Here is a 24,124-nt window from a genome sequence, read left to right on the forward strand (position 1 = left end):
AGTGGATTCCGCGCGATCGCACGGGCTCCACCGGCCAGGGGCCGATGACACGATTTGCCACACCGACCAGAGGACTGACGAGACCCGTGCCTGCGCTGACACTGTCGAGGTTGCTTCGGATTGGTGAGGGTCGCATGGTCAAGCGGCTCTCACATTTCGCCGATCAGGTTCTCGCTCTCGAGCCGGACTACGCGGACCTCACCGATGCCGAGCTGCAGGCCAAGACCGACGAGTTCCGGGAACGTTACGCCGAGATGGTCGAAGCGGGTGAGAGTGATCCGCTCGGCCAGTTGATGGCCGAGGCGTTCGCGGTCGTGCGCGAGGCGTCCTGGCGGGTGCTCAGCCAGAAGCACTACAAGGTGCAGCTGATGGGTGGCGCCGCATTGCACACCGGCAATATCGCCGAGATGAAGACCGGTGAGGGCAAGACCCTTACCTGTGTGCTGCCCGCGTACCTGAACGCGATCAGCGGTGACGGTGTGCACGTCGTCACGGTGAACGATTATCTGGCCAAACGCGATGCCGAGTGGATGGGGCGCGTGCATCGTTTCCTCGGTCTCGAGGTCGGTGTCATCCTGTCCGGCATGAGCCCAGCGCAGCGGCGGGCGGCCTACCATGCCGACATCACCTACGGCACGAACAACGAGTTCGGCTTCGATTACCTGCGCGACAACATGACTCATTCGCTGGACGATCTGGTGCAGCGCGGGCACAACTTCGCCGTGGTCGACGAGGTCGACTCCATCCTGATCGATGAGGCGCGCACCCCGTTGATCATCTCCGGCCCCGCCGACGCCTCCTCGAAGTGGTATGCCGAGTTCGCGCGTATCGCGCCACTGTTGAAGAAGGACCTGCACTACGAGGTCGACATCAAGAAACGCACCATCGGTGTGCACGAGGCCGGTGTCGAGTTCGTCGAGGACCAGCTCGGTATCGACAATCTGTACGAGTCCGCCAATTCGCCCCTGGTGAGCTATCTGAACAACGCCATCAAGGCCAAGGAGCTGTATACCCGCGACAAGGATTACATCGTCCGCGACGGCGAGGTGATCATCGTCGACGAGTTCACCGGTCGCATCCTGGTCGGACGTCGCTACAACGAGGGTATGCACCAGGCCATCGAGGCCAAGGAGCGGGTAGAGATCCAGCCGGAGAACCAGACTCTGGCCACGATCACGCTGCAGAATTACTTCCGCCTCTACGACAAGCTCTCCGGTATGACCGGCACCGCGGAGACCGAGGCCGCCGAGTTGCACCAGATCTACAGCCTCGGCGTGGTCCCCATACCCACCAATAAGCCGATGATCCGCGCCGACCAATCCGATCTCATCTACAAGACCGAAGAGGCCAAGTTCGCCGCCGTGGTCGACGATGTCACCGAACGGCACGAGAAGGGCCAGCCGGTGCTGATCGGTACCACCAGCGTGGAGCGCTCGGAGTACCTGTCCAAGCAGTTCACCAAGCGAGGTATCCCGCACAGTGTGCTGAACGCGAAGTTCCATGAGAAGGAAGCCGAGATCATCGCGGAGGCCGGACGGCCGGGTGCGGTGACGGTCGCGACCAATATGGCGGGCCGAGGCACCGACGTGGTGCTCGGCGGCAACCCGGACATCATCGCCGACATCCTGCTTCGTAAACAGGGGCTCGATCCGGTCGAAACCCCTGAGGAGTACGAACACGCCTGGCTGCCCACCCTGGACCAGGTCAAGACCCAGACCGCGGAGGATGCCGAGGCCGTGCGTGCGGCGGGTGGCCTCTATGTGCTCGGCACCGAGCGGCACGAGTCCCGCCGGATCGACAATCAGCTGCGTGGCCGGTCCGGTAGGCAGGGCGACCCCGGTGAGTCCCGTTTCTATCTGTCACTCGGCGACGAGCTGATGCGCCGGTTCAACGGCGCTGCTCTGGAAGCCATCATGACCAGGCTGAATCTGCCCGACGATGTACCGATCGAGGCAAAGATGGTTTCCAAGGCCATCAAGAGTGCGCAGACGCAGGTCGAGCAGCAGAACTTCGAGATCCGTAAGAATGTGCTCAAGTACGACGAGGTGATGAACCAACAGCGCACCATCATCTACGGCGAGCGCAACCGGATTCTGCGTGGTGAGGATATGGAGGGCCAGGTCCAGGGCATGATCGCCGATGTGATCACCGCCTACGTGGACGGCGCCACCGCCGAGGGCTATGTGGAGGACTGGGATCTGGACAAACTGTGGACGGCGTTGAAGACGCTGTACCCGGTTGGCCTGGACTACCGGGAATTGACCGGGGAGACCGAGGTCGGTGAGGCAGGCGAACTCACCCGTGAGGAGCTGCTGGAGGCGATCCTCGAGGACGCGCACCGGGCCTACGAGCGGCGTGAGACCGAGATCGACGGACTCGCGGGCGAGGGCGGTATGCGCAATCTGGAACGGCAGGTGCTGCTTTCCGTGCTCGACCGCAAGTGGCGTGAGCACCTCTACGAGATGGATTACCTCAAGGAGGGCATCGGCCTGCGGGCGATGGCCCAGCGCGATCCGTTGGTGGAATACCAGCGCGAGGGTTTCGATATGTTCACCGCGATGCTCGATGGCTTGAAAGAGGAGTCGGTCGGCTTCCTGTTCAATCTCCAGGTCGAGGTGCAGCAGCCGCAGCAGGAAGGCATTTCGGTGGATTCCGGTCTGCGTTCCCCGGTCGGCGCGATGGCCGCCGCGCGCTCACTGCCGACCGAGGAGGCTCCCGGCACCAATGGTCATGCCCCGGCGGCCTTGCGCGCCAAGGGCATCGACAATGCGGGTACCCGCGGCCTCAGCTACTCGGGTCCGGACGAGGGCGGTCGCGCCGCGGTGCGCAGTGACGCCCAGGAGTACGGTGCCGACGGTGGCGCCCAGCCCACCCGGCGCGAGCGGCGTGAGGCAGCCCGTGCGGAGGCGAAGGGTAAGCGCGGACCGAAGTCCCGGCGTCGTCACTGAGGCTTCGACGTATGCGGGCGTCCGGGAAATCCCTTGACGCCCGCATACGTCTTGCTGTCGACGACTCGGTGTGTGCTGACCGGGAAGCCGCCCGCGTCGGTTACCAGGGGTCGTTGGCGGTGAGCGCGGTGAGCAGGCGGCGGATGGCGAGTACCCGGTGCTCTTTGCCGGTGAGCTGGTCCAGAGCGCATTCCGGGTCCGAGGGAGGACCGAGATGGGTACAGCCGCGCGGACAGTCCTCGATGGCCTCGGCGAGGTCGGTGAAGGCGGCGAGGACATCGTCGGGGGTGATATGGGCCAAGCCGAACGACCGGACGCCAGGGGTATCGATGACCCATCCGCCGCTGGGTAAGGGGAGCGCGACTGACTGAGTGGAGGTGTGCTTGCCCTTACCGACGCCGGAAACCTCGCCGACAGCTCGATCCGCATCGGGAACCAGCCGATTCACCAAGGTGGACTTGCCGACGCCGGAATGTCCGATCAATGCGGTGAGGTGATCGGTGAGTAGATCGAGCACCGGGTCGAGCGGATCGTCCATGCCACCGTGGATGATCGTGAGATCGAGATCTTCGAATGCGGTGGCGAATTCGGAATCAGCGGCCAGATCGTGTTTGGTCAGGCACAGAATCGGTCGTAGCCCGCCGGCGTAGGCGGCGACCATGGCGCGTTCGACGAAACCGGTACGCGGCGGCGGATCGGCCAACGCCACCACGATGAACAGCTGTTCGGCGTTGCCGACCACGATCCGCTCGTACGGGTCGGTGTCGTCGGCGGTGCGGCGCAGCACGGTTCGACGTTCGGTGACCCGGACGATGCGGGCGAGGGTATCCGGTTGCCCGGACAGGTCACCGACCACGTCGACCCGGTCACCGACCACGATCGGGGTGCGGCCCAGCTCCCTGGCCCGCATGGCCACGATCCGACGATCCTGGTCTCCGTCGAGCACGCACCCCCAGCGGCCGCGGTCGACGGAGACCACCATGGCGGATTCGGCATTATTGTGCTGCGGCCGGGTCTTGGTGCGCGGACGGGAGCTACGCCCGGGACGAATCCGGACATCGGATTCGTCGTAGCTGCCCGCGGAGCGTCCCGCCCGCTTCAGCGTGCCGCTCCTTCCTCGGCCTGCGTGGGATCGAGCATCCGTTCCCACAGGTCGACGAAGTTCGGCAGCGTTTTGGCTGTGGTCCCGATGTCTTCGATCTCGATACCGGGCACCCGGAGGCCGAGAATGGCGCCCGCGGTGGCCATCCGGTGGTCGGCATAGGAATGCCACTGACCGCCGTGCAGGGGCACGGGGACGATCTCCAGGCCGTCTTCGGTCTCGTTGACCTTGCCGCCGAGCCGATTGATCTCGGTGGACAATGCGGCCAGCCGGTCGGTCTCGTGGCCGCGCAGATGGCCGATACCGCGCAGCACCGAAGGGGAGTCGGCCAGCGCGGCGAGTGCCGTGACCGTCGGGGTCAGCTCACCCACATCGTGCAGATCGATATCGATGCCAGCGAGCCGGTCGGGGCCATGGACGGTGAGCGTTCCGTCGAAGACTCGTGCCTCGGCGCCCATCCGGACCAGGATCTCCCGGATCACATCGCCAGGCTGTGTGGTCAGCCGAGGCCAGTGCGGGATGTTGACGGTGCCGCCGGTGACCGCGGCCGCGGCGAGGAACGGGGTCGCATTGGACAGGTCCGGTTCGACCCGCCAATCCACTGCCCGGATCGGTCCGGGTTCGACGGTCCACGTCTGCGCCCTGAAGCTGTCCGCTGGCGCCTGTACCCGCACGTCGGCGCTGCGCAGCATCTCCACGGTCATCTCGATATGCGGCATCGATGGCAGCGCTTTACCGTCGTGGTTGACCACGAGTCCTTCATCGAAACGGGCGGCCGACAGCAGTAAGCCGGAGACGAATTGTGACGAACCGGACGCATCGATGGTCACTGTGCCGCCGCGCAGCGCGCCCTTGCCGCGCACGGTGAACGGCAGTGTGTCGCCGTCGATACCGGCGCCGAGTGCGCGCAGCGCGTCGAGGATGGTGCGCAATGGACGGATTCTGGCCTGTTCATCGCCATCGAACGCGACATCGCCCGATGCCAGCGCCGCGACCGGCGGCAGGAAGCGCATAACGGTGCCTGCCAGTCCACAGTCGATGGCGCCCGCGCCGAGTGTCGCCGGGGTGACGGTCACCGTGGCGCCCTCCGCGTGAATGTCAGCGCCGAGGGCGCGCAGTGCCGCGATCATCAGATTCGTGTCCCGGCTGCGGAGCGCACCGGTGATCGTCGAGGGCTCGTCGGCCAGAGCGGCGAGGACGAGTGCCCGGTTCGTGATCGATTTCGATCCGGGCAGGGTCACGGTCGCGTGCACGGGGACATCGACATGGGGCGCTGGCCAGAAGTTCACTTATCCATCATCGCCCATAGCTGTGTTCGCTTCCGCAGCGCCTGCGTAACCGGGTGTTCGTCACCCTCCGATGCCAGGTGTTCGAGTTGTCACCGTGATGTCCGCTGGTGCTTCCGGCGCCGAACGCCCGGCCGAGGGGGCCGGGCGTTCACGCTGCCGGGTATCTGAAACCGTTGCGTGGCTTTCCGTTTTCCTATTTGTGCCGTCCATGCAGGAACGAGACGATCCCGCGCAGCAGCTTCATGGTGGTATCGGTGCGGGTATAGCTCAGCAAAGCCATGCCGGGAATGGCGAAGCGCTGCACGGCGATCGAATGCGGGCGGGCGAACTCGAGTAATCCGGGCGCACCGTGGATGCGGCCGATGCCGGAGTCGCCGACACCGCCGAAAGGCAGACCTGGAATCGCGGCGAAGGCGAGTACCGAGTTCACCGAGGTCGCGCCGACACGCAATGCGCGTGCGATGTCGAGGCCGTTCTTCTTCGAATACACCGCGGAGGACAAGCCGTAGGCCGAGTTGTTGGACAGTCGGACCGCCTCCTCGACGCTGTCCACCGTGCGGATGGTGATGGTCGGGCCGAAGGTCTCCTCGCGTACCGCTTCGGAATCCTCGTCCACGTCGACCAGGACCACCGGTTCGATGAACGGCGCCTTGACCGACTCCGGTCCGCCGAATACCGCGGTGCCGCCGTTCTTCAGTGCGTTCTCGATGTGGTGACGCACGATATCGATCTGGCTCGGCATGGTCATCGGGCCGTAAGCAGCCTTATCACCGGAACCGGGCTCGATACCGCGGAGGATCCGTTCGACCTCGGCCACGAACGCATCACTGACCGCGCGTTCCACATAAACGCGTTCGACACCCGCGCAGGTTTGACCGCTATTGGCGGTAGCTCCCCAGGCGACCGCATCGGCGGCAGCGGTGATGTCGGCATCGGCGGCGACGATCACCGCATCCTTCCCGCCGCATTCGAGGAGCACGGGAGTGAGTTTCTCCGCGGCCGCGGCCATGATCCGCTTACCGGTGGCGGTGGAGCCGGTGAAGGCGATTTTGTCGACATCGGCGCGCACCAGTGCCGCACCGGTGGCGCCGTAGCCGTTGACCGTGCTGAATACGCCCTCCGGGAGTTCCGGATTGGCTTCGGCGAATGTTTCGGCGAGGTAGTTGCCGACACTGGTGCCGTATTCGCTCGGTTTGAATACCACGGTGTTGCCCGCGGCCAGCGCGTAGGCGATAGAGCCGTTGGGCGTGTAGACCGGATAATTCCACGGGCCGATCACACCGACGACGCCGAGCGGTCGGTATTCGAGCCTGGCGCTGAAATTCGACATCAGCACACCGGGGGCGATCTTCTGCGCACCGAGGACCTTCTTGGCGTTCTTCGCAGCCCAGGCGATGTGTTCCAAGGCAAGCGACAGTTCCAGATAAGCGTCGTCGATCGGCTTGCCGTTTTCGGTATGGATCAGTTCGCAGAACGTGTCCGAATGTCGCACCAAGGTGCTCGCCCAGCGCAGCAGATGTGTACGTCGCTCGTCGAAACTCAGTGCGCCCCATGTGGTGGCCGCCGCACGGGCCTTGGCCACCGCGGCGGCCACCGCGGTGTCGTCGGCGATGACATGGGTGCCGATCACCTCTTGTGTCGCCGGATTGATCGACGGGAGAGCCGTGTTGTGGTCGGCCGGTCCGATGTCGGTGGATGTCACAGTTGGTCTCCTCTTGCCGCTGCGGTGTCCGGTGCCGCGCCAGCCGGTATGGACGACGCCGAGACCGGCCTGCCGATGAGAAAATGCTATGCCGAAACTCTCAATAGTTCATCAGCGTAATCGGTTGTCCCGGATTACGGTGGATCAACGGGCTACGCGTGCCCGGCTGTGGCGTGAGTGGCTGTGGCGATGTGATCGTCTGCGGCACTTGTCGGTAGTGGGTGGAACGATCGGAGTATGTGCGGACGATATGCGACCACGGCCGACCCTGGCAGGCTCGCGGTAGAACTGGACGCGATCGATGAGACCGGGGCCGCGAGTCGGGACGCTTTCGTCAACTACAACGTAGCTCCGACCAATCAGGTCCTCACTGTGGTCGATCGACGCGACCACGCAGATGCCTGCGGCGACCGCGAACGCCGTATCCGGGCTATGCGCTGGGGATTGATCCCGGTCTGGACCAAGGCCGCCGAGCCTGGTGTTCCGGTCAAGGGCAAACCACTGTTCAACGCCCGTGCCGACCGGGCCGCCACCGCGCCTGCCTTTCGGGACGCGGTGAAATACCGGCGCTGCCTGGTGCCGATGGACGGGTGGTACGAGTGGGTCGTCGAACCAGCTCTCGCGCCGGGTACGAAAGGCAAGGTCACCAAACAGCCGTATTACATGGCCGCCGCCGATGGTTCCCGGCTTTACATGGCGGGGCTGTGGTCGGTGTGGCGTGACCGTGCAGCGCCGGAGAGCGGGTCGTTGCTGTCGTGCACCATCGTGACCACCGACGCACTGGGCGAGCCTGCTCGGATCCACAACCGGATGCCGCTACCGCTGCCACGTGAGCATTGGGATGCCTGGCTGGATCCGGATCACCCTGCTCCGGCGAGCCTGCTGGCGGCCCCTGCGGCGGAGATAATCGCGGGAATCGTGCCCCGGCCGGTGCCCGTGCTGGTCAACAGCGTGCGCAATAAAGGCCCTGAACTGCTCGCCAGGGTAGAGGAGCGGGAGGAAGCCGAGCAGCTCCCGCTGCTGTGAACCGCAGGCGGCTCTCGCTGCTGTGATCTGCGGCCCGGTAGATGACGGACCTCGGACTGTGCGGGACCGGGCAGCGTTGACTGCCCGGTCCCGCACAGTCGGTGGACTACAGCGTGCAGTGCACGCTCGGGGTGGCGATATTCAACCCGCATTTGATCACTCCGGTGACGAGATCGATGATCTCGGTCGCCAACCGGCCACCCAGTTCCTCGGTTTTCTCGGCCCGCCGATCGTGCTCCTGGTCATCAGGATCGGCGGGAGTGTCCTGGCTGTGTCGATCGTCGAAGGAGAAGCCGTCGGTCTGTGGGGTACGCGGTGCCGCGGTGACCGTTGGGGCGAACAGTGTCACCGAACCGAGAGTGAGGAGAGCTCCGAGTAATACGACGGTCATGGTGCGTAAACGCTGGTATGCGAACATGTGCATCACTTCCTCGTGTCGGGCGAATCCGCTGTGTTCAGTGATTCTGTTCTGTTCAGTAATGCACAGATCGTGGCGAATCCGGCTGAGCTACGCGGAGGCCACCGGCGCGGTCACCGCGGCGGTCATCCGAATCAGATCGGCCGGTGCCAGTTCGATCTCCAGGCCACGTCGTCCCGCGCTGCAGAACATCCGGTCCAAGGCCAACGCCGAGTCATCGATCACAGTGGGCAGCGAGGTGCGCTGGCCCAGCGGGGAAATACCGCCGAGCACATATCCGGTCGTCCGCTCCGCCCGAGTCTTGTCCGCCATAACGGCCTTCGACGCACTCAGCGCTTTGGCGGCGGCTTTGAGGGACAAGGTGCGCGGGACCGGGAGCACGGCAACGGCCAACGCGCCGGTGGACAGTTCGATGACCAAGGTTTTGAAGATCTGCTCGGCGACAACGCCGAGTTCGACGCAGAGGGCCTCGACCGCCTCGATGCCATAGGAGGTACCGCGCGGTGTGTGCGGGTAGGCGTGCACACGGTAGAGCACCTCGGCCTCGGCCGCGGCGCGGATCGCTGGAGTCGAGCCTGCTGCCATGGGCGAAACCCTAGCCGGAAGCAGGCCCGGTGCGGGAACACTGTGCGGGGCGCACATGTTGTAGGCGGTACACAGTGCTCGAACGCTTCTATCGCGTGCGCACGTCCTGCGAAGACCACGAAGGAGACGCCGGTGCCCGTACTGCTCGACGATTGCTCGGTATGGACCACACTGTCATCGACGGCAGGCGGGTCACCGACAGCAGGTGGCTGCTCGCTCGTTCTGCCGCTGCCGGTAGATTTGGCGGGGACGGCGATCGAAGGGACAGGTGTGACGAGCGACGATGACGTGGTGGCCGACGATGTCGCCGCCGTCGAGGATGCCGACGAGCTGGCGCAGCGGTTCGAGCGGGACGCGCTCCCGCTGCTCGATCAGCTCTACGGCGCCGCGTTGCGGATGACCAGGAACCCCGCGGATGCCGAGGATCTGGTTCAGGAGACGTACGTCAAGGCGTTCCAGGGGTTCAAGTCGTTCCGGGAGGGCACCAACCTCCGTGCCTGGCTGTACCGGATTCTGACCAACACCTACATCAATTCCTATCGCAAGAAACAGCGGCAGCCCGCGCAGTATCCGACCGACGAGATCACCGATTGGCAGCTGGCGGCGACCGCGGAGCACACCTCGCAGGGACTGCGCTCCGCTGAGGTCGAGGCATTGGACGCGTTGCCGGACCACGACATCAAGGCCGCGTTGCAGGAGTTGCCGGAGGAATTCCGGATGGCGGTGTATTACGCCGATGTCGAGGGCTTCCCGTACAAAGAGATCGCCGACATCATGGGCACCCCGATCGGGACTGTGATGTCTCGGCTGCATCGCGGCCGCAAACAACTGAAGGGTTTGCTCGCCGATGTGGCGCGCGAGCGTGGATTCCACCGAGCGGGGGAAAACCAGGAGGTCAAGCAGTGAGTACCGAGCGGGATCCCGATATGGAACTGGATTGCGCGGCGGTACTCGCCGATGTATGGCTGATGCTGGACGGCGAGTGCGATGAGGCGACCAGGGCCCGGCTGCGGCATCATATGGAGCACTGCAGCCCCTGTATCGAGGCCTATGGCGTCGAGGCGAAGATCAAGGGTTTGCTCAGCCGTAAGTGTGGTGGCGATCGCGCGCCGGATTCGCTGCGTGAGCGGCTGACCATCGAAATTCGCCGGACGATCATCGCCACGGAGAACCCGGTCGAGACCACGGACTGAAGTGGCCGGTCCGTGAAATACCGAGCGGCACGCCTTCCCGTGGGAGGGCGTGCCGCTTCGTGTCTCGGTCCGAGCCGGTGCTCAGGCGTTGGGCCGCTTGCCGTGGTTGGCAGCGTTCCCTTTGCGGCTCCGCTTCTTACGTCCGCGCTTACCCATGAGTAGTCTCCCTTCTGGTTGAAGGCCATTGTTTCATGTGTGGTTGGCTGTACCTGCAGCGGATACAGGCCAACGAACGAATGGGGTGTCATGGCTGAGGAAGTGCTCGCCGAGCTGGTTTCGGTCGTCTATCAAGTGGTCGCTCAGGAGGGTGACAAGGTCGAGGAGGGGGACACCCTGGTGATCCTCGAGTCGATGAAGATGGAGATCCCGGTAGTCGCGGAATCCAGCGGGACGGTGACCTCGATCGGTGTCAAGGAAGGCGACGCCATCAAAGCAGGTCATCTGATCGCGGTCATCTCCTGAACGATTGCGGTGATAAACCCTCATGGCGACTCTGAGTGAGCTGCTTGCCGAGCACACCGATCTACCCGGCGTCGCCGTGGACCACCTCCAACGTGTGGTGGGCGATTGGCAGTTGCTGGCCGATTTGTCTTTCGCCGACCTGTTGCTTTGGGTCGGTGCGGGTCCGGTGAACTCGGGTGCGGACATTGTGTGCGTAGCGCAGTGCCGTCCCACCACCGCCCCGACCGTGCATCAAGAGGACTTGGTCGGCACGGTCGCTCGGCATACCGACTATCCACAGGTATTCGATGCGCTGATGAGTGGTGAGGTCGTACGAGCCGATAGCGCGGAGGAGACCTCGGGCGGCTCCGACCCGTATCCGGTACACGCGGTTCGCGAGGCCATTCCGGTGCGCTGCGGTGATGATGTGATCGCGGTGCTCAGCCGCGATACCGAGCTGCGCAGCTCCAGGGGAAGCGGCACGCTGGAGACCGCCTATGTGGCATGTGCGGACGATCTGTGCCGGATGATCGCCGATGGCACCTTTCCCACAACCGAGGACCGCGCGGCCACGCATTCCAGCCCGCGTGCGGGAGACGGTTTCATCCGGCTCGATACCGAAGGCGCCGTCGTCTATGCCAGCCCGAACGCGCTATCGGCCTACCACAGGATGGGTTTGCAGGCCGATCTGGCCGGCCAGGACCTCGCCGCTACCACACGTGCGTTGATCACCGATCCATTCGACGCGCAGGAGGTGGTCGGCGATATCCAGGCAGCCCTGGCCGGACGGACCGGGCGGCGCATGGAGGTCGAGGCGCGTGGCGCCACCGTCCTGCTGCGCACGCTCGTGCTGCGTCCGCACGGTGAATTGGCGGGTGCCGCTGTACTCGTTCGTGATGTCACCGAGGTCAAGCGTCGCGATCGGGCGTTGCTGAGCAAGGATGCCACCATCCGGGAAATCCATCACCGGGTGAAGAACAATCTGCAAACCGTCGCCGCACTGCTCCGGCTGCAAGCCCGTCGCACCGAGAACGAGGAGGCACAGGTCGCGCTCACCGAGTCCGTACGCAGGGTCACCTCGATCGCGTCGGTGCACGAGATGTTGTCGATGTCGGTGGACGAAGAGGTGGATCTCGACGAGGTCGTCGACCGGCTGCTGCCGATCATGGCCGATGTCGCTACCGTGCACACCACGCGCATCAAAGTGCGTCGTGCCGGTTCGCTCGGCGTGTTCTCCGCCGAACGCGCGACCCCATTGGTGATGGTGCTGACCGAATTGGTGCAAAACGCCATCGAGCACGCCTTCGATCCCGGCGAAAACGGCACGGTGACAATCCGTTCCGAACGTTCGGCGCGCTGGTTGGATGTCATCATCAGTGATGATGGTCGCGGCCTTCCCGCCGGATTCAGTCTGGAATCCTCCGACCGGCTCGGTCTGCAGATCGTCCGCACCCTGGTAACCGCCGAATTGGGCGGTTCCATCGGTCTGCACCCCGGCGCCGATATCGGTACCGACGCGGTACTGCGTGTTCCGCTGGGACGTCGCTCGGCCCGCTGAAGGCGCTGTCGGAGAAGGTCTGTCGGAGAAGTCACCGACCGACCACCGTCATCGAACAACACAGCCCGGCACCATATGGTGCCGGGCTGAATGCGTTCATCGAGCCGGATCGAATAGCTCGATGAGGCCGGTCGTCTGATCAGACAACGGTGCGGGTGCGGGTGCGCGCGTTCCGGCGTTTGAGCGCCCGGCGCTCGTCTTCGCTCATACCACCCCATACTCCGGCGTCTTGTCCGGACTTCAGGGCCCAGGACAGGCAGTCGGCAGTTACCGGGCAGCGAGCGCAGACCAGCTTGGCATCGGCAATCTGCGCGAGCGCGGGACCGCTGTTACCCACCGGGAAAAACAGCTCGGGATCCTCATCGCGACAGATGGCCTTGTGGCGCCAGTCCATTCCTCTGCTCCTTTGCTGGGCGCCGCATAAGGGCGCCTATGGTTTATGGTTCGTTCACTTGTGCGACTCGAATGTTTCCGCACGGTTGCTTGTGAATGCTTTCACGAACACCGTAGATGTCAATAGGTACACGGTGCACCGTGGGGAAGCTCACGCTCTGAAGGCCCTTAGGCCTGCCCGGTCCTTTGTACTCGTTCCATCTCGATTTTGCAGCACTACCGCGAGGTTTTTTACGGTATTCAACGCTCAGTGTGGCTGTGGCGCTACGACGGCGAGGACATCGGGGATCGCCGTGAAATCCACTACGTATCGTTTTCCGATGAAGTCGCCATCGATTTGCAGGCCGATGGGCTCTTTGGACTCGATTCGTACAGCGGGAACGTCGTCTTCACGAAATAAATTGCGGTACTTCGGATTTCCGTTGGTCGTGAGGAGCTGGCGCGCGAGTAGTAGAGTCGGTACTACGGCCATGGAACGCATGGCGAACACACCGAGCCCGGTTTCGAACCGGGTGCCCGGATTGGTGTGTACCGGCGTGGCGTTCAGATAAGTCCATGGTGTGGTGTTCGTAACGAATGCGTAATGAACACCATCAACAGGTTCGTGTCCTGGAATCTCAACCCGCACCTTCGGCTCGTTTCGCTTGGCCCGGAAGAATTGCCGCACAGTTGTCCGTACATAACGTGCCGGGGTGGCACTACGGCCGCGGGCACGCGCGGCATCGATCGCCGCGCAGACGTCGGCGTCGAGTCCGACTCCCGCGCTGAAGCAGAACCAGCGGTCGTCGGCGATACCGAGGCCGATACGCCGGTCCGTGTCCAGGGTGAGCAGATCGATGAGCTGGTTGGTGGCGGTGACCGGATCGGGTGAGATGCCGAGTGCCCTGGCGAAGACATTCGCCGATCCGCCGGGGATCACACCGAGGCGCGGTAGCCAGGCTTGGCTATCATCCAGCTCGGGCAGCGGTAGGAAGCCGTTGATGGTCTCGTTGACCGTCCCGTCGCCACCGTGCACGACGATAAGGTCCATTTGGTTGCTGGCCGCCCACTGTGCCAGTTCCGCCGCGTGACCGCGATGCTGAGTATGTGCGACGGTCAGTTGGGTGCGGCTCTCCAACGCGTGTGCCAGCAGGTCTCGGGTCGCAGGCGTGGTCGAGGTGGCGTTGGGGTTCACGATCAAGAGGGTCCGCACGTTCGCAGCCTAGTTGGCCGCCGCGCCGAGCTGGAAAAGCTGTGAGTGCTGAGGTGCCGCCCCGGACTATGCCGTAGTTGTCCGGGTCGTAGGCTTGCCGCTCGAGTGGTCGGACTGCGGAAGGGATGATGCCCCGATGAGCGATAAGGGTGCGGGTTCGGCGGGTGTGCCGATGACGGTGCGGGTGGCCGGAGGTCTGGTGACGCTCGAAGGGACGGTCGGCGTCGGGATCGCGGTCGTGCTGATCGTGCGCGGGCTGCTCGGTCACGACCAGACCGCGACCAGCGGCTACGGCACTGCCGCCTGGTTCGGCATCCTCGGCGGCGCGGTGCTCGCCGCTGGTATCGGGTTGCTGTCCGGGAAACGCTGGGGTCGCGCTATCGCGGTGCTCGCGCAACTGCTGCTGCTGCCGGTGGCCTGGTCGCTGCTCACGGACTCGCATCAGCCGGTCTACGGCACCCTGCTCGGGCTGGTCGCGGTTACCGCGCTCGTGCTGTTGTTCGCGCCGGCCTCGACCCGTTGGCTGGCCGAGGACTACGGCGTCGAACCGGAGTAGCGTGCGGCGGGTATCCGGTCACCGCGCTGTCGCCGCCGCGCGCCGTGATTCGGCGTCAGCGCGCCTCGTCTGCCAGTGCGTCGAGCGCGGTACCGGTCAGCCGGTAGCCGATCCAGTCGTGCTGTGCCACGGCGCCGATCGATTCGTAGAAGTCGATGGAGGGTTTGTTCCAGGTCAGCACCGACCAGGCGACCCTGCTGTAGCCGTTGTCCACGGCCTCCTTCGCCAGCGCGGCCAGCAGCGCCTTACCGTAGCCCTTGCCCCTGGTCTCCGGTTTGACGTACAGGTCCTCCAGATAGATGCCGTGCACGCCGTCCCAGGTGGAGAAGTTGAGAAACCAGATAGCGCAGCCGAGCGGGCCTGTTTCGTCTGCCACTACATGCGCGAAAACCTTCGGTAGCGGCCCGAACAGCGCGGCGTGCAGTTGTTCGGCCGTGACCGTGCACTCGTCGCGCGCCTTCTCGTAGTCGGCCAGCTCATAGATGAGGTCGACCAGGGCGGGCACATCGGACGGGACAGCGCGCCGTAGGACCGCGGTACCGAGATCGGCGACGCCGGGATCGGTCGGGCCTGGACCATCGGGACCGGTCGTGGTGGACTCCGCCGTGAACGACGGAGCCTGCGTGCTACGAATCTTGGTCACAGTGACGCTCCGTTGGGTACCAGGTTGTGCGCGTGGACGGTGTGCGTGTCGTGTTCGTAGCCGAGGACGGTCAGCGCACCGGTCGACATGGCGAAGCGGCGACCTTCCCTGACCTCGAACTCGGCCCATCGGGCGATCAGTACGCGGGAGAAGTGGCCGTGTCCTACCAGCACGATATCCCGTTCCGGAAGTATGGGCGTTACGGTGGCGAGCACTCGATCTGCCCGTTCGCGCACGTGCTCGGCGCTCTCGCCATCGGGGATCTCGTCGGTCCAGACGGTCCAGCCGGGAAGCGACTCGCGAATCTGTGGTGTGGTCAGCCCCTCGTAGGCACCGTAATCCCATTCGGCGAGGTTGTCGTCGACCACGCTATCGGTGAGTCCGGCCAGTTCGGCAGTGCGGGCCGCGCGTTGCCGAGGGCTGATGCGCACCAGTGGATTTCGCAGTTCCAGTGTGGTGAGCAGGTGTCCGGCGGCCACGGCCTGCCGCTCACCCAGCGCGGTGAGCGGCAGATCGGTGTGACTGGTGTGGCGGCGTTCGCGGGACCACGCGGTTTCGCCGTGCCGGAGCAGAATCAGCCGGGGGCCATTGTGTGCGGACATGGCTCCCATCATGGTCACGCACGTGCGGTACGGCGTGCACCGGGTCCGGTCACGAGGGGATCGGGTCTCCGAGTTCGAGTATCACCAGCGGTATCGGACGTGTTGTCTTGGCCTGACACTCGGCAAGCAGTGGATTGTTCGCCAGTACCCAGCTCGCGAACTCCTCGTACGCGCCACTCTCCAGTACCAGCGCCGCGCCTCGGTAGGTGGTCGAACCCAACTCGACGGTGACGCGAGAATCGGCTTTCGCGTTGTGATACCAGGCCGGGTACTTGTCCTCGATGAACGAACTCACATATAGCGTTTCGCCGCGTCGGAGCAAGCCGAGCGGGACCACGTGCTGTTTACCGCTCTTGGCCCCGGTGGTGGTGAGCAGCACCAGCTCACTGCCGGCGTAGGCGCCGCCGACCTTACCGTCGTTGGCGCGGAATTCCTGGATCACGTCCTTGTTCCAGCCGGCGACCTCTTCGTCGGTGTATTCCTGGTTCCATGGGGCATCCGGGTCGTCGTAGGACATGGCTCCGGAATTGAATTTCGATGCGGTGGAATCGTTTTCGCTCATGATCCCATTATGTCGGCTGATGTCGACAAGTTCGATCGGTCAGCCGAGAGCGTGCATCGCTCCGTCGCGTAATTCCAGTACGGTGTCGCCGAGGACCGCGAGGGAGATGGCGCCGCCGGTGTAGCCGGGCCGATCCACCGGTATGCGCCCGAGTTCGGCTCCGGTCGCCGGATCGAGGACAGTCATAGCGCCCGCGGTGGGCAGCAGCAGTTTGCCCGCCATGAGTGCGGGTGCGCCGAGCGCCGCGCCCGAGGTCCACAACGGGTCGAATGTGCTGCCGTTCAAGGCGATCACGCTGTCACCGGTGAAGACCAGATAGGTCGAGCCGACCTGGGTGGTTGTGGTGTCCTGGCTCAATGGTGCGGAAAGATCGTGCAGCACAATGGGGTTGCCATTTCCGTCGTAGACGGTGAGCCGTGGTGGCGCCTGCCCGGTCACGCCGGGGGAGTACAACACGATTCGGCTGTCGGATACCGCGATCACCTTGGCGTCGGCAGAAGCCATACCTGGACCGGTCAATACGTGCGAGCCGTACTCCTCCGGCGTCGTGCTGTCCTTCGGAACCGGCTTCAGCACGGTGAGCCGGTTGGCCGGATCATCGGGGCAGCGTTCGAGCACCGCGAGCCGGGACGGGCTGGAACTCGCCGACAGCAGTGTGCAACCCGCACGTGGTTGGGTTTTCGCGTTCACCGGTGCGTCGACGAAGCCGTATTCCACAGTGCGGACCAGATCCGAACGCCACATTTCCAGCCGCCGTTGCCCCTGTGCGAGGAAGTAGGTGCCGTCGGCGGACAGCCGCACACTCGAATCCATATAGCTGCTGCGCGCGGTGCGCCGGGTGCCGCTGTCGGCGGTCAGCAAAGTGGTCTGGCTGCAGCCGCGCCGGTCGCGGTACACCGCGACCACCGTGCCGTATTGACTCTCGATACCGCACAGAGGCATGTTGCGCTGATATTTCCACAGTTGGGCGCCGGTCCGTGGATCACGACCGGTGACAGTGCCGTTGTCACCGGTCACCACGACACCGCCCGCGGTGATCGCTCGCGCGCTCACCGCGTCCGGTGCGTACCACAATTCGTGCAGTTGCGTCGGCAGTTGCTCGGCGGCGATCGGTGCTGGTACCGGTGCCGCCGCGGTGATCGACTCGGTGCCGCGCGTATCGGAGCGCAGCCACACCACGACCCCCGCGAGCAGCACGAGAACCGCGATCGCTACTGCGGAGATGATATCGGCGCGCGTTCGCCGCTCGGGTGCGAGCACGGGTGCGAGACTAGCTGATCCGGGCGATCAGGCCGATGCGGCAGCCGCAGTCGAGCTTGTGCTCGCGGTGTCCTCGGTAGCGGCTTCCCCGGACGCGGGTTTGCGGCGTCTACGCCTGCGCCGTGCGGGTCGCTCGTCTGTTTCGGTCCCAGCTGTTGCGGTCCTGTCCACCTCGCTGTCGGATGCGCTGCCGGAATCGGCGGCGGTCACCGTATCGGTGCCCGTGTGGTCCGTCGTGGTATCGGCGGGCTTGCGACGCCTGCGCCTGCGCCGTGCGGGCCGGTCGGCTTCGGGAGGTGTCTGTTCCGTGGTTCGGGCCGCCTCGGTGGTGGCACCGGTCTCATCGGCGAGGTCCGCATCGCCGGGGGCCTCGGTAATGGTCGCGGCGCCGTCGACCGGCTTGCCGCTGCGGGTCCGCCTGCGGCTGCGCTGACGTGGGGTACGCCCGGGGCGTTCCACGACAACCGCGTCCGGATCGCGTTGCGGCCTCGGCTTGCGCACCATACCGGTCGCATTCTCCGGAATGGTCAGATCCGAGTACAGATGCGGCGAGCGCGAATAGGTCTCGACCGGCTCGGGGATGCCGAGCGCGAGCGCGCTGTCGATCGCCGACCAGCGGTTGAGTTCGTCCCAGTCGATCAAGGTCACCGCTACACCGGTGCGTCCGGCCCTGCCGGTCCGGCCGATCCGGTGCACGTAGGTCTTCTCGTCTTCCGGGCACTGGTAGTTGATCACGTGGGTGACATCGTCGATGTCGATGCCTCGCGCCGCGACATCGGTCGCGACAAGCACGTCGATAGTGCCTTTGCGGAATTTGGTCAGCGCCTTCTCGCGGGCGATCTGTCCGAGGTCGCCGTGTACCGCGCCGACCGCGAACCCCCGCTCGGCCAAATCGTCGGAGACCTTCTGCGCGGTGCGTTTGGTGCGCGTGAAGATCATGGTGGCGCCACGGCCCTCGGCCTGCAGTATCCGTGCGATCAGCTCGCTCTTGTCCAGGGCGTGCGCGCGGTAGACGAATTGGGCTGTACGGTCGTGCACCGCGGAATCGTGCGGCTCCTCGGCCCGGATATGCGTCGGACGAGTCAAGAAGGTCCGGGCCAGTGTGATGATCGGACCGGGCATGGTCGCGGAGAACAGCATGGTCTGGCGCTTGTCCGGCACCATCCCGAGAATGCGCTCGATATCAGGAAGGAAACCCAGATCGAGCATCTCGTCGGCCTCGTCGAGCACGAGCACGCCGATCTTGCCGAGGATCAGATGTTGCTGGTCGGCGAGATCGAGTAGCCGTCCCGGGGTGCCGACCACCAGGTCGACTCCCTCCCGTAACGCCTCGATCTGCGCTTCGTAGGGGCGCCCACCGTAGATGGAGGCGACGCGCAGCGGCCCCCGATGCCCGGTCAGGTACTTGCTCGCGTTCTGCAGGTCCTGGGTGACCTGGATGCACAGCTCCCGTGTCGGCACGATGACCAGTGCGCGTGGTGTGCCGTCCAACGGCGTCGTGCCGGACTCGGCGGTCGAGATCCGATGGAGCAGTGGTACGCCGAAGCCGAAGGTTTTGCCCATACCGGTGCGGGCCTGACCAATGAGATCTTCCCCGGTGAGTGCTAGTGGAAGGGTCAGCTCTTGAATGGCGAAAGTGCGTTCGATGCCGATCTCGCCGAGCGCGCGCACGATTTCGCTACGCACGCCCAATCCGGCGAAAGTCGGGGCGGTATGTGTTGCGTCCAGTTCGGCCGTCAACAGCGTATCCGCCAGTCCTGGTTCCTGGTCGACTGTGATCTTGCTCAGGTTCGTGCCTTCCTCGTCATCACGTCCAGCGCGCACGAGGTGGGGCGGACCGGGCGGTCCACGACGACCACGACTCCGCGAGCGATATTCACCCGGCCACGCTCCGGATGCCGGGTGCCTGCCGTAAAACGGCGACTACCTCGTAAGACATCGGCGCGGCGCAGTGGTGACGCGGATCTGGTGCGCGCACATTTTCCTGTCCAGCGAAACTTCGCACCCGAAATCGGTCAGCGGCCTTAGCGGCGCCCTGTGGTGCGTGAGCGCGGCATTCCGGCAACTCCGTCGAGCGAAACTTCCGCTGTCCGCAGTGATTGTAGCGTGATATTGTTCCTCCTTCGAATTGCCGCCACGGTGTGGTAGCGCGGATGTGGAAAATCGGCAGTGCGGATGTGGAAACGTGAAGTGCCCTTTCCTTATCCCATGGTGGCGACGTACGCTGCGGCACATGGCAATTCATCCGGCCCGGAAAATCTGGACGACGCTCGAACCGATCCATGATGTCGTCTACTTCGGAACGGGCGTCAAGGAAGCGGGCGTGCGGATCGGGCTGCGCGGTTACTGGCAGAGCTATTTCGCCTTCCGCGCCGCCCCGCTCGGGGCAGTCACCCCCGCGGCGGTCGAGGCGGTATTCGCGGGATTCCATCCCGATATGGTCTGCCGGGCGCTCCCGGAGGCATGGGAGCGGACAACTCCGCAACGCTGTGTGGCCGCCCGGCTCGACCTGTCGGCGGGACTGCTACGTGGGGTAGGCGCGGAGGAGGCGGTATGCGCTCGCGCGGTCGAGCTGCTCGCTCCGGTATCGCATGCGGCCGACCCGACCGGCCGGGCACTGTTCGCCGCCAACGCGGCCTTGGCGTTGCCCGCCGATCCGGTGGCCGCGCTGTGGCAGCTGAGCACCTCGCTCCGTGAGCATCGTGGCGATGGTCATGTCGCCGCACTGGTCACTCATGGTCTCACCGGGCGTCAGGCCCTGGTCGTACAGGTAGCGGCGGGTAAGGCGCCGGAGTCGGTGATGCGCGCAGCTCGCGGGGTATCGGAAGCGGAATGGGCGACGGCCTTCGACGAGATGCGGACACGTGGTGTGGTCGAGGGCGAGCCGACCGATCCGAAGCTCACCGACAGCGGTGCCGAGCTGTTGACGCGGGTAGAGGCCGCCACCGATGAGGCCGCATGGCACGGGGCGCTTGCGGTGTTGTCCACCGCCGCGATCACCGAGCTGACCACATCACTCGCGCCACTGGTGCACCGGATACACGAGGCGGTGCTTCCGCCGATCACCCCGGTCGGTATGCGGCCGGAGTAGACGCTGCCCCTGAGGTTTCCCGGGTGCCGAGGCGTAATCCGCCCGCCTCATATGACACGACATGCGGATACCAGGGGAAGTAACTCGGCTGAAACCGGATGTACCGTGCCGAGTATTAGGCTGATAGGTATGGGAGCACAGTCACCTGCCACGTTAGGTGTTTCGTCGACCGACCCAGCAGCCTTCTTCATCCCCGCGGATCATCCCGGCGTGACCGATCTGTTCGCGGTGCTCGCTTATGGCGAGATCTCCGCGTTCTACCGATTGGCCGAAGAGGCGAAGCTGTCACCGACCCTTCGGGGCAAAGCGGCGGTCGCGACGATGGCCGCGGCCGAGATGGAACACTTCACCATGCTCCGGTCCGCGCTGGCCGAGCGAGGCGCCGATATCTTCGATGCGATGGCGCCGTTCGTACGAGCGCTGGACGATTTCCACGCGTCTACCGATCCCTCGACGTGGCTGGAATCGATGGTGAAGTTCTACGTCGGTGACGGTATCGCCGCGGACTTCTATACCGAGATCGCCGGAGCGCTGTCTCCCGATGTCGCCGTGGTGGTCCGCGATGTGCTCGCCGAGACCAGGCACTCGGAGTTCGTTGTCGAGGAAGTGCGCCGGGCGGTCACCCGCAGCCGCTCCGAACGCGATCGTCTCAGGCTGTGGGGCAGGCGGCTGCTCGGCGAGGCGATCACCCAGGCCCAGTACGTCATGGCCCAGCGCGACGAACTCACCGATCTGGTGCTGACCGCCACCGGCGATCTCAACGGTATCGCCGCGCTGTTCGAGCGGATGCAGGCCAGCCACGCCGAACGGATGGCGGTACTCGGTATCTGACGGAAGCGAACATCATCGGGCCGTTTCGCGGACATGATCGCCGATGATCGGGTGCGGCAGCTGATTGCGCAGGTCAGTGTGGTGGTCGTCGCATGAGCCGACCTCGTCCCGTATGTCGGGCGAGGTCGGTCGCCGTTACCGGGGCGCTCGCGGAGTATGGCCTGAATACGCGCTGAAGTGTTCTGGCATTAGCCTGGATCCGACAGCACAGGACTCTCAGGTTTCGGAGGTTGACCGTGGAGGTCAAGATCGGTATTTCGGATAGCCCGCGCGAGCTGGTCATCACCAGTCCGCAGACCCAGGACGAGGTCGAGGCACTGGTTTCCGGTGCGCTCGGCGGTGACGGTGGAGTCTTGTCGCTCTCCGATGAGAAGGGGCGCAAGTTCCTGATCCAGGCTTCGAAGGTGGCCTACGTCGAGATCGGTTCTTCCGCGGGCGGCCGGGTCGGTTTCGCCGCGGTCTGACCGAGTTCGATCACCGTTCACAGACATCGAGCCCCTGCCCGCGGATCGCTCCGGGCAGGGGCTCGTCTGTGTTGTCGTCGTATCGCTCAGTGTTGCCGTTGTATCGCTCAGCCGGTTGGGTCCGCTCAGCCGATCGGATGCAGCGGCACGTGCTTCAGGCCGCCCCACGCGAGCGAGACGGTGGTGTCGACCGCGTCCTCTTTCGGGATCGGCCGGTCGGCTTCCAGCCAGTAGCGTGCCGTGAACTGGCTCGCGCCGACCAACCCGACCGCCAGAATACGGGCGCGGTAGGGATCGAGACCCGAGTCGTGCGCCACCACATCGAAGACCGCGTCCACACACGCCTCGGTAGCCTGCTCCACCCGGCGCTGTACCTGTGGCTCGCTGGTCAGATCGGATTCGAATACCAGGCGGAAGCCCTGCATCTCGTTGTCGACGAAATCGAAATACGCCTGTACCGCCGCGCGCACGCGCTGTCTGTTGTCGGTAGTCGAGCGCAGTGCTTGGCGCACGCTGGAGACCAGCATGTCCACATAGTTCTGCAGCACCGCGACATAGAGCTCCAGCTTGCTGCTGAAGTGCTGGTATAGCACCGGTTTGCTCACTCCGGCGCACTGCGAGATCTCGTCCATGCCCGCGGCGTGGTAACCGCGCTGCACGAAGACTTCACTTGCCGCCAGGAGTAGCTGTTGGCGGCGCTCGTCGCGCGGAAGCCGGGTACCGCGTTTGGCGGGCGCCATGGCCTCGGACGACGATCTGCGGGACAACATCCGGTCCACCAGGTCAGTCATGTCGGCTCTTCCAGTCGATTCCCCGGCAAAAGGGGTGTGCACCGGGCTATCTCATGCACGATACCCGGTTGCCATCGATCTGCGGAGCGGGGCCGGGCAACTGTGCCTTCCTGGACTGAATCGCAGCGTGCGCAGTAGTCGCTGACCGTGTGCTCATAGATGCACAACGGCAGCCATGAGACGCTGGTGCACATGATCGACCGACCGGAAGGACCGCGTGGGGGGCGAAACGGCATGAGCCGTCCGACGGGCCCGGGCGTGTCCGCTTCCCTGGGGTCGGACCGTATGGCGAGAACTGGGCCCGCGGCGGGATCAGGGAAGACGGCCCGTGCGGGCGCAGTCGAATGGCCGGTGGCTCGTGCCGGATCGTTCGGCGCTGCCGAGCCGGAGCTGGAGCGCGCCGTGGTTCCCGGGCAGTCCGCGCGCTATTCCGATGCCCGCTCGATCCAGCGCGATCGGGCGGAAGGTGCGATCGGTGCCGCGTCGGGCCGTTACTCCTACAAAGCCGACCGATCCCACCAGCCGTTGCGCGCCCGGTGGGATCCCATCGCTCCGGAGGAGGGAAGAGCCAGGGAGCGTCCGGAGCGGGACGCCAAGAAACAAAGTGCGCTCGGCAGGTTCGTCTCGACCTATGGCTGGCGCGCTTATGCGCTCCCGATACTGGTCGCGATCACTGTTCTCGCTGTCGTCGAAGCGATCGGCGGCACCGGAACCAGCGATGCCACCGACTCGGTATCCGATCCAGGACAGCCGAGCAGGCCTGCCGCTACGGTAGGCATCATCGGTGCCCCACCGGGAGACGGACACTTCCCCGCGGATCTGCCGACCGGGGCACTGCCAGAGGGCGGGGCCTTCGCCGAGACCGGCCAGGGCACCTGGCACGTAGTGCCGGGAACCACCGCCGAGGTCGGTGTCGGAACCGACGGTGTACTCCGCTATACGGTGGAGATCGAGGACGGTATCGATACCGCGGGTATCGGCGGCGATCAGGCCGTGGCCGCCATGGTCGATGCCACCCTCGCCAATCCGAAGAGCTGGGTGCACGACCACAGGTTCGCATTCCGCCGGGTGGATCAAGGGGAGGCGGATCTGCGCATCTCGCTCACCTCGCGGGGCTCCAGCCGCACCGTATGCGGTTTCGATATTCCGATCGATACTTCCTGCTACAACGCCAATGGTCGCCGTGTGGTGCTCTCCGAGGCCCGCTGGGTGCGGGGCGCACTGGCCTTCGAAGGAGATATCGGGTCGTATCGGCAGTACCTGATCAACCATGAGGTCGGCCATGCCATCGGCTACTACCAGCATCAGCCGTGCGAGACCGATGGCGGGCTCGCGCCGGTGATGATGCAGCAGACCTTCGGTACGAAGAACGACGATATCGCCGAGCTCGACCCGCACGGTGTGGTTCCAAGGGATGGCAAGCGCTGCCGTTTCAATCCATGGCCCTACCCGCGCGGGTAGGGCGGCGGCCGATACG

25 protein-coding genes are annotated in these 24,124 nt (G+C 64.9%); 11 read left to right on the forward strand and 14 right to left on the reverse strand.

The genetic code is table 11. The features are described 5' to 3' along the window. The first annotated feature begins 86 nt into the window (after positions 1–86). Positions 87–2,948 carry a preprotein translocase subunit SecA gene (gene secA, locus ACL02S_RS09165; protein ID WP_412801893.1) on the forward strand — a complete coding sequence of 954 codons (2,862 nt, stop codon included), beginning with the start codon at positions 87–89 and terminating at the stop codon, positions 2,946–2,948. A gap of 100 nt (positions 2,949–3,048) precedes the next feature. Here secA and rsgA read toward each other — a convergent pair whose 3' ends face one another. The 3 genes from rsgA to ACL02S_RS09180 form a co-directional block, all read right to left on the reverse strand. Continuing rightward, entirely contained in the window at positions 3,049–4,050 is a 1,002-nt protein-coding gene (rsgA, locus tag ACL02S_RS09170; RefSeq protein ID WP_412802086.1) for a ribosome small subunit-dependent GTPase A, read from the reverse strand. Beyond that, positions 4,047–5,339 (reverse strand): 3-phosphoshikimate 1-carboxyvinyltransferase, encoded by a 1,293-nt coding sequence (gene aroA, locus ACL02S_RS09175; RefSeq protein ID WP_412801894.1) that lies wholly within the window; start codon positions 5,337–5,339, stop codon positions 4,047–4,049. The genes rsgA and aroA overlap by 4 nt, the downstream gene beginning before the upstream one ends. A gap of 193 nt (positions 5,340–5,532) precedes the next feature. Continuing rightward, positions 5,533–7,041, reverse strand: a complete 1,509-nt coding sequence (locus ACL02S_RS09180; RefSeq protein ID WP_412801895.1) for an aldehyde dehydrogenase family protein — start codon at positions 7,039–7,041, stop codon at positions 5,533–5,535. A 237-nt stretch (positions 7,042–7,278) separates the two neighbouring features. On the opposite strand from ACL02S_RS09180, the gene ACL02S_RS09185 reads away from it, so the two are divergent. Next, the gene (locus ACL02S_RS09185; protein WP_412801896.1) at positions 7,279–8,067 is read left to right on the forward strand and encodes an SOS response-associated peptidase; all 789 of its coding nucleotides are present in this window, start codon (positions 7,279–7,281) and stop codon (positions 8,065–8,067) included. Between the two features lie 106 nt (positions 8,068–8,173). Here ACL02S_RS09185 and ACL02S_RS09190 read toward each other — a convergent pair whose 3' ends face one another. Then, positions 8,174–8,485 carry a hypothetical protein gene (locus ACL02S_RS09190; RefSeq protein WP_412801897.1) on the reverse strand — a complete coding sequence of 104 codons (312 nt, stop codon included), beginning with the start codon at positions 8,483–8,485 and terminating at the stop codon, positions 8,174–8,176. 90 nt (positions 8,486–8,575) lie between these two features. Next, a complete protein-coding gene (gene ybaK, locus ACL02S_RS09195; protein ID WP_412801898.1) occupies positions 8,576–9,070 on the reverse strand; it encodes a Cys-tRNA(Pro) deacylase in 495 nt (164 codons plus the stop codon). A gap of 171 nt (positions 9,071–9,241) precedes the next feature. Between ybaK and ACL02S_RS09200 the strand changes: the two genes are divergently transcribed. Together ACL02S_RS09200 and rsrA are read left to right on the forward strand one after the other, a co-directional pair. Beyond that, the gene (locus tag ACL02S_RS09200; RefSeq protein ID WP_503129052.1) at positions 9,242–9,976 is read left to right on the forward strand and encodes a sigma-70 family RNA polymerase sigma factor; all 735 of its coding nucleotides are present in this window, start codon (positions 9,242–9,244) and stop codon (positions 9,974–9,976) included. 20 nt (positions 9,977–9,996) lie between these two features. Beyond that, positions 9,997–10,263 (forward strand): mycothiol system anti-sigma-R factor, encoded by a 267-nt coding sequence (gene rsrA, locus ACL02S_RS09205; RefSeq protein WP_412802087.1) that lies wholly within the window; start codon positions 9,997–9,999, stop codon positions 10,261–10,263. Between the two features lie 81 nt (positions 10,264–10,344). On the opposite strand, the gene ACL02S_RS09210 is transcribed toward rsrA, so the two are convergent. Further along, entirely contained in the window at positions 10,345–10,419 is a 75-nt protein-coding gene (locus tag ACL02S_RS09210) for a 50S ribosomal protein bL37 (RefSeq protein ID WP_022597109.1), read from the reverse strand. Between the two features lie 90 nt (positions 10,420–10,509). Between ACL02S_RS09210 and ACL02S_RS09215 the strand changes: the two genes are divergently transcribed. Both ACL02S_RS09215 and ACL02S_RS09220 read left to right on the forward strand, forming a co-directional pair. Then, positions 10,510–10,725, forward strand: a complete 216-nt coding sequence (locus ACL02S_RS09215; protein ID WP_412801900.1) for a biotin/lipoyl-binding carrier protein — start codon at positions 10,510–10,512, stop codon at positions 10,723–10,725. Positions 10,726–10,747: 22 nt separating this feature from the next. Further along, positions 10,748–12,262 carry a sensor histidine kinase gene (locus ACL02S_RS09220; RefSeq protein ID WP_412801901.1) on the forward strand — a complete coding sequence of 505 codons (1,515 nt, stop codon included), beginning with the start codon at positions 10,748–10,750 and terminating at the stop codon, positions 12,260–12,262. A 139-nt stretch (positions 12,263–12,401) separates the two neighbouring features. Here the strand turns inward: ACL02S_RS09220 and ACL02S_RS09225 are convergent, their stop codons facing one another. Next, entirely contained in the window at positions 12,402–12,656 is a 255-nt protein-coding gene (locus ACL02S_RS09225) for a WhiB family transcriptional regulator (RefSeq protein ID WP_011211115.1), read from the reverse strand. Positions 12,657–12,902: 246 nt separating this feature from the next. Continuing rightward, positions 12,903–13,847 carry a diacylglycerol/lipid kinase family protein gene (locus tag ACL02S_RS09230; protein ID WP_412801902.1) on the reverse strand — a complete coding sequence of 315 codons (945 nt, stop codon included), beginning with the start codon at positions 13,845–13,847 and terminating at the stop codon, positions 12,903–12,905. A gap of 136 nt (positions 13,848–13,983) precedes the next feature. On the opposite strand from ACL02S_RS09230, the gene ACL02S_RS09235 reads away from it, so the two are divergent. Beyond that, positions 13,984–14,403: a hypothetical protein gene (locus ACL02S_RS09235; RefSeq protein ID WP_412801903.1), complete on the forward strand. Its 420-nt coding sequence runs from the start codon at positions 13,984–13,986 to the stop codon at positions 14,401–14,403. A gap of 55 nt (positions 14,404–14,458) precedes the next feature. Here the strand turns inward: ACL02S_RS09235 and ACL02S_RS09240 are convergent, their stop codons facing one another. The 5 genes from ACL02S_RS09240 to ACL02S_RS09260 all read right to left on the reverse strand — a co-directional run bounded on the left by ACL02S_RS09240 (position 14,459) and on the right by ACL02S_RS09260 (position 19,225). Beyond that, a complete protein-coding gene (locus ACL02S_RS09240; RefSeq protein ID WP_412802088.1) occupies positions 14,459–14,908 on the reverse strand; it encodes a GNAT family N-acetyltransferase in 450 nt (149 codons plus the stop codon). A 134-nt stretch (positions 14,909–15,042) separates the two neighbouring features. Beyond that, a complete protein-coding gene (locus tag ACL02S_RS09245; RefSeq protein ID WP_412801904.1) occupies positions 15,043–15,648 on the reverse strand; it encodes an acid phosphatase in 606 nt (201 codons plus the stop codon). A 49-nt stretch (positions 15,649–15,697) separates the two neighbouring features. Further along, positions 15,698–16,210, reverse strand: coding sequence for a nitroreductase/quinone reductase family protein (locus ACL02S_RS09250; RefSeq protein WP_412801905.1), 513 nt, complete (start codon positions 16,208–16,210; stop codon positions 15,698–15,700). Positions 16,211–16,249: 39 nt separating this feature from the next. Continuing rightward, on the reverse strand, positions 16,250–17,470 hold the full coding sequence (locus ACL02S_RS09255) for an Rv3212 family protein (RefSeq protein ID WP_412801906.1): 1,221 nt from the start codon (positions 17,468–17,470) through the stop codon (positions 16,250–16,252). Positions 17,471–17,497: 27 nt separating this feature from the next. Further along, complete coding sequence (locus ACL02S_RS09260; RefSeq protein WP_412802089.1) at positions 17,498–19,225, reverse strand: DEAD/DEAH box helicase; 1,728 nt, start codon at positions 19,223–19,225, stop codon at positions 17,498–17,500. Between the two features lie 478 nt (positions 19,226–19,703). Between ACL02S_RS09260 and ACL02S_RS09265 the strand changes: the two genes are divergently transcribed. The 3 genes from ACL02S_RS09265 (at position 19,704) to ACL02S_RS09275 (ending at position 21,856) form a co-directional block, all read left to right on the forward strand. Beyond that, complete coding sequence (locus tag ACL02S_RS09265; protein ID WP_412801907.1) at positions 19,704–20,561, forward strand: SCO6745 family protein; 858 nt, start codon at positions 19,704–19,706, stop codon at positions 20,559–20,561. Positions 20,562–20,690: 129 nt separating this feature from the next. Further along, the gene (locus tag ACL02S_RS09270) at positions 20,691–21,392 is read left to right on the forward strand and encodes a ferritin-like fold-containing protein (RefSeq protein ID WP_412801908.1); all 702 of its coding nucleotides are present in this window, start codon (positions 20,691–20,693) and stop codon (positions 21,390–21,392) included. A gap of 236 nt (positions 21,393–21,628) precedes the next feature. Then, positions 21,629–21,856 carry a DUF3107 domain-containing protein gene (locus tag ACL02S_RS09275; RefSeq protein WP_412801909.1) on the forward strand — a complete coding sequence of 76 codons (228 nt, stop codon included), beginning with the start codon at positions 21,629–21,631 and terminating at the stop codon, positions 21,854–21,856. 125 nt (positions 21,857–21,981) lie between these two features. Here ACL02S_RS09275 and fasR read toward each other — a convergent pair whose 3' ends face one another. Next, on the reverse strand, positions 21,982–22,647 hold the full coding sequence (fasR, locus tag ACL02S_RS09280) for an HTH-type transcriptional activator FasR (protein WP_412801910.1): 666 nt from the start codon (positions 22,645–22,647) through the stop codon (positions 21,982–21,984). A 285-nt stretch (positions 22,648–22,932) separates the two neighbouring features. Between fasR and ACL02S_RS09285 the strand changes: the two genes are divergently transcribed. Next, complete coding sequence (locus ACL02S_RS09285; RefSeq protein WP_412801911.1) at positions 22,933–24,108, forward strand: DUF3152 domain-containing protein; 1,176 nt, start codon at positions 22,933–22,935, stop codon at positions 24,106–24,108. Positions 24,109–24,124: the final 16 nt, after the last annotated feature.

Source organism: Nocardia spongicola (assembly GCF_047200775.1).
GTDB lineage: Bacteria > Actinomycetota > Actinomycetes > Mycobacteriales > Mycobacteriaceae > Nocardia.

Excerpts from the sequence above, each read along its gene's own strand:
- ACL02S_RS09185 (WP_412801896.1), top strand. The coding sequence starts at position 7,279 with ATGTGCGGACGATATGCGACCACGGCCGACCCTGGCAGGCTCGCGGTA.
- ACL02S_RS09270 (WP_412801908.1), top strand. The coding sequence starts at position 20,691 with ATGGGAGCACAGTCACCTGCCACGTTAGGTGTTTCGTCGACCGACCCA.
- ACL02S_RS09265 (WP_412801907.1), top strand. The coding sequence starts at position 19,704 with ATGGCAATTCATCCGGCCCGGAAAATCTGGACGACGCTCGAACCGATC.
- ACL02S_RS09285 (WP_412801911.1), top strand. The coding sequence starts at position 22,933 with ATGGCGAGAACTGGGCCCGCGGCGGGATCAGGGAAGACGGCCCGTGCG.
- rsrA (WP_412802087.1), top strand. The coding sequence starts at position 9,997 with ATGGAACTGGATTGCGCGGCGGTACTCGCCGATGTATGGCTGATGCTG.
- fasR (WP_412801910.1), bottom strand. The coding sequence starts at position 22,647 with ATGACTGACCTGGTGGACCGGATGTTGTCCCGCAGATCGTCGTCCGAG.
- ACL02S_RS09225 (WP_011211115.1), bottom strand. The coding sequence starts at position 12,656 with ATGGACTGGCGCCACAAGGCCATCTGTCGCGATGAGGATCCCGAGCTG.
- ACL02S_RS09190 (WP_412801897.1), bottom strand. The coding sequence starts at position 8,485 with ATGTTCGCATACCAGCGTTTACGCACCATGACCGTCGTATTACTCGGA.
- ACL02S_RS09245 (WP_412801904.1), bottom strand. The coding sequence starts at position 15,648 with ATGTCCGCACACAATGGCCCCCGGCTGATTCTGCTCCGGCACGGCGAA.
- ACL02S_RS09235 (WP_412801903.1), top strand. The coding sequence starts at position 13,984 with ATGAGCGATAAGGGTGCGGGTTCGGCGGGTGTGCCGATGACGGTGCGG.
- ACL02S_RS09215 (WP_412801900.1), top strand. The coding sequence starts at position 10,510 with ATGGCTGAGGAAGTGCTCGCCGAGCTGGTTTCGGTCGTCTATCAAGTG.
- ACL02S_RS09250 (WP_412801905.1), bottom strand. The coding sequence starts at position 16,210 with ATGAGCGAAAACGATTCCACCGCATCGAAATTCAATTCCGGAGCCATG.
- ybaK (WP_412801898.1), bottom strand. The coding sequence starts at position 9,070 with ATGGCAGCAGGCTCGACTCCAGCGATCCGCGCCGCGGCCGAGGCCGAG.
- ACL02S_RS09220 (WP_412801901.1), top strand. The coding sequence starts at position 10,748 with ATGGCGACTCTGAGTGAGCTGCTTGCCGAGCACACCGATCTACCCGGC.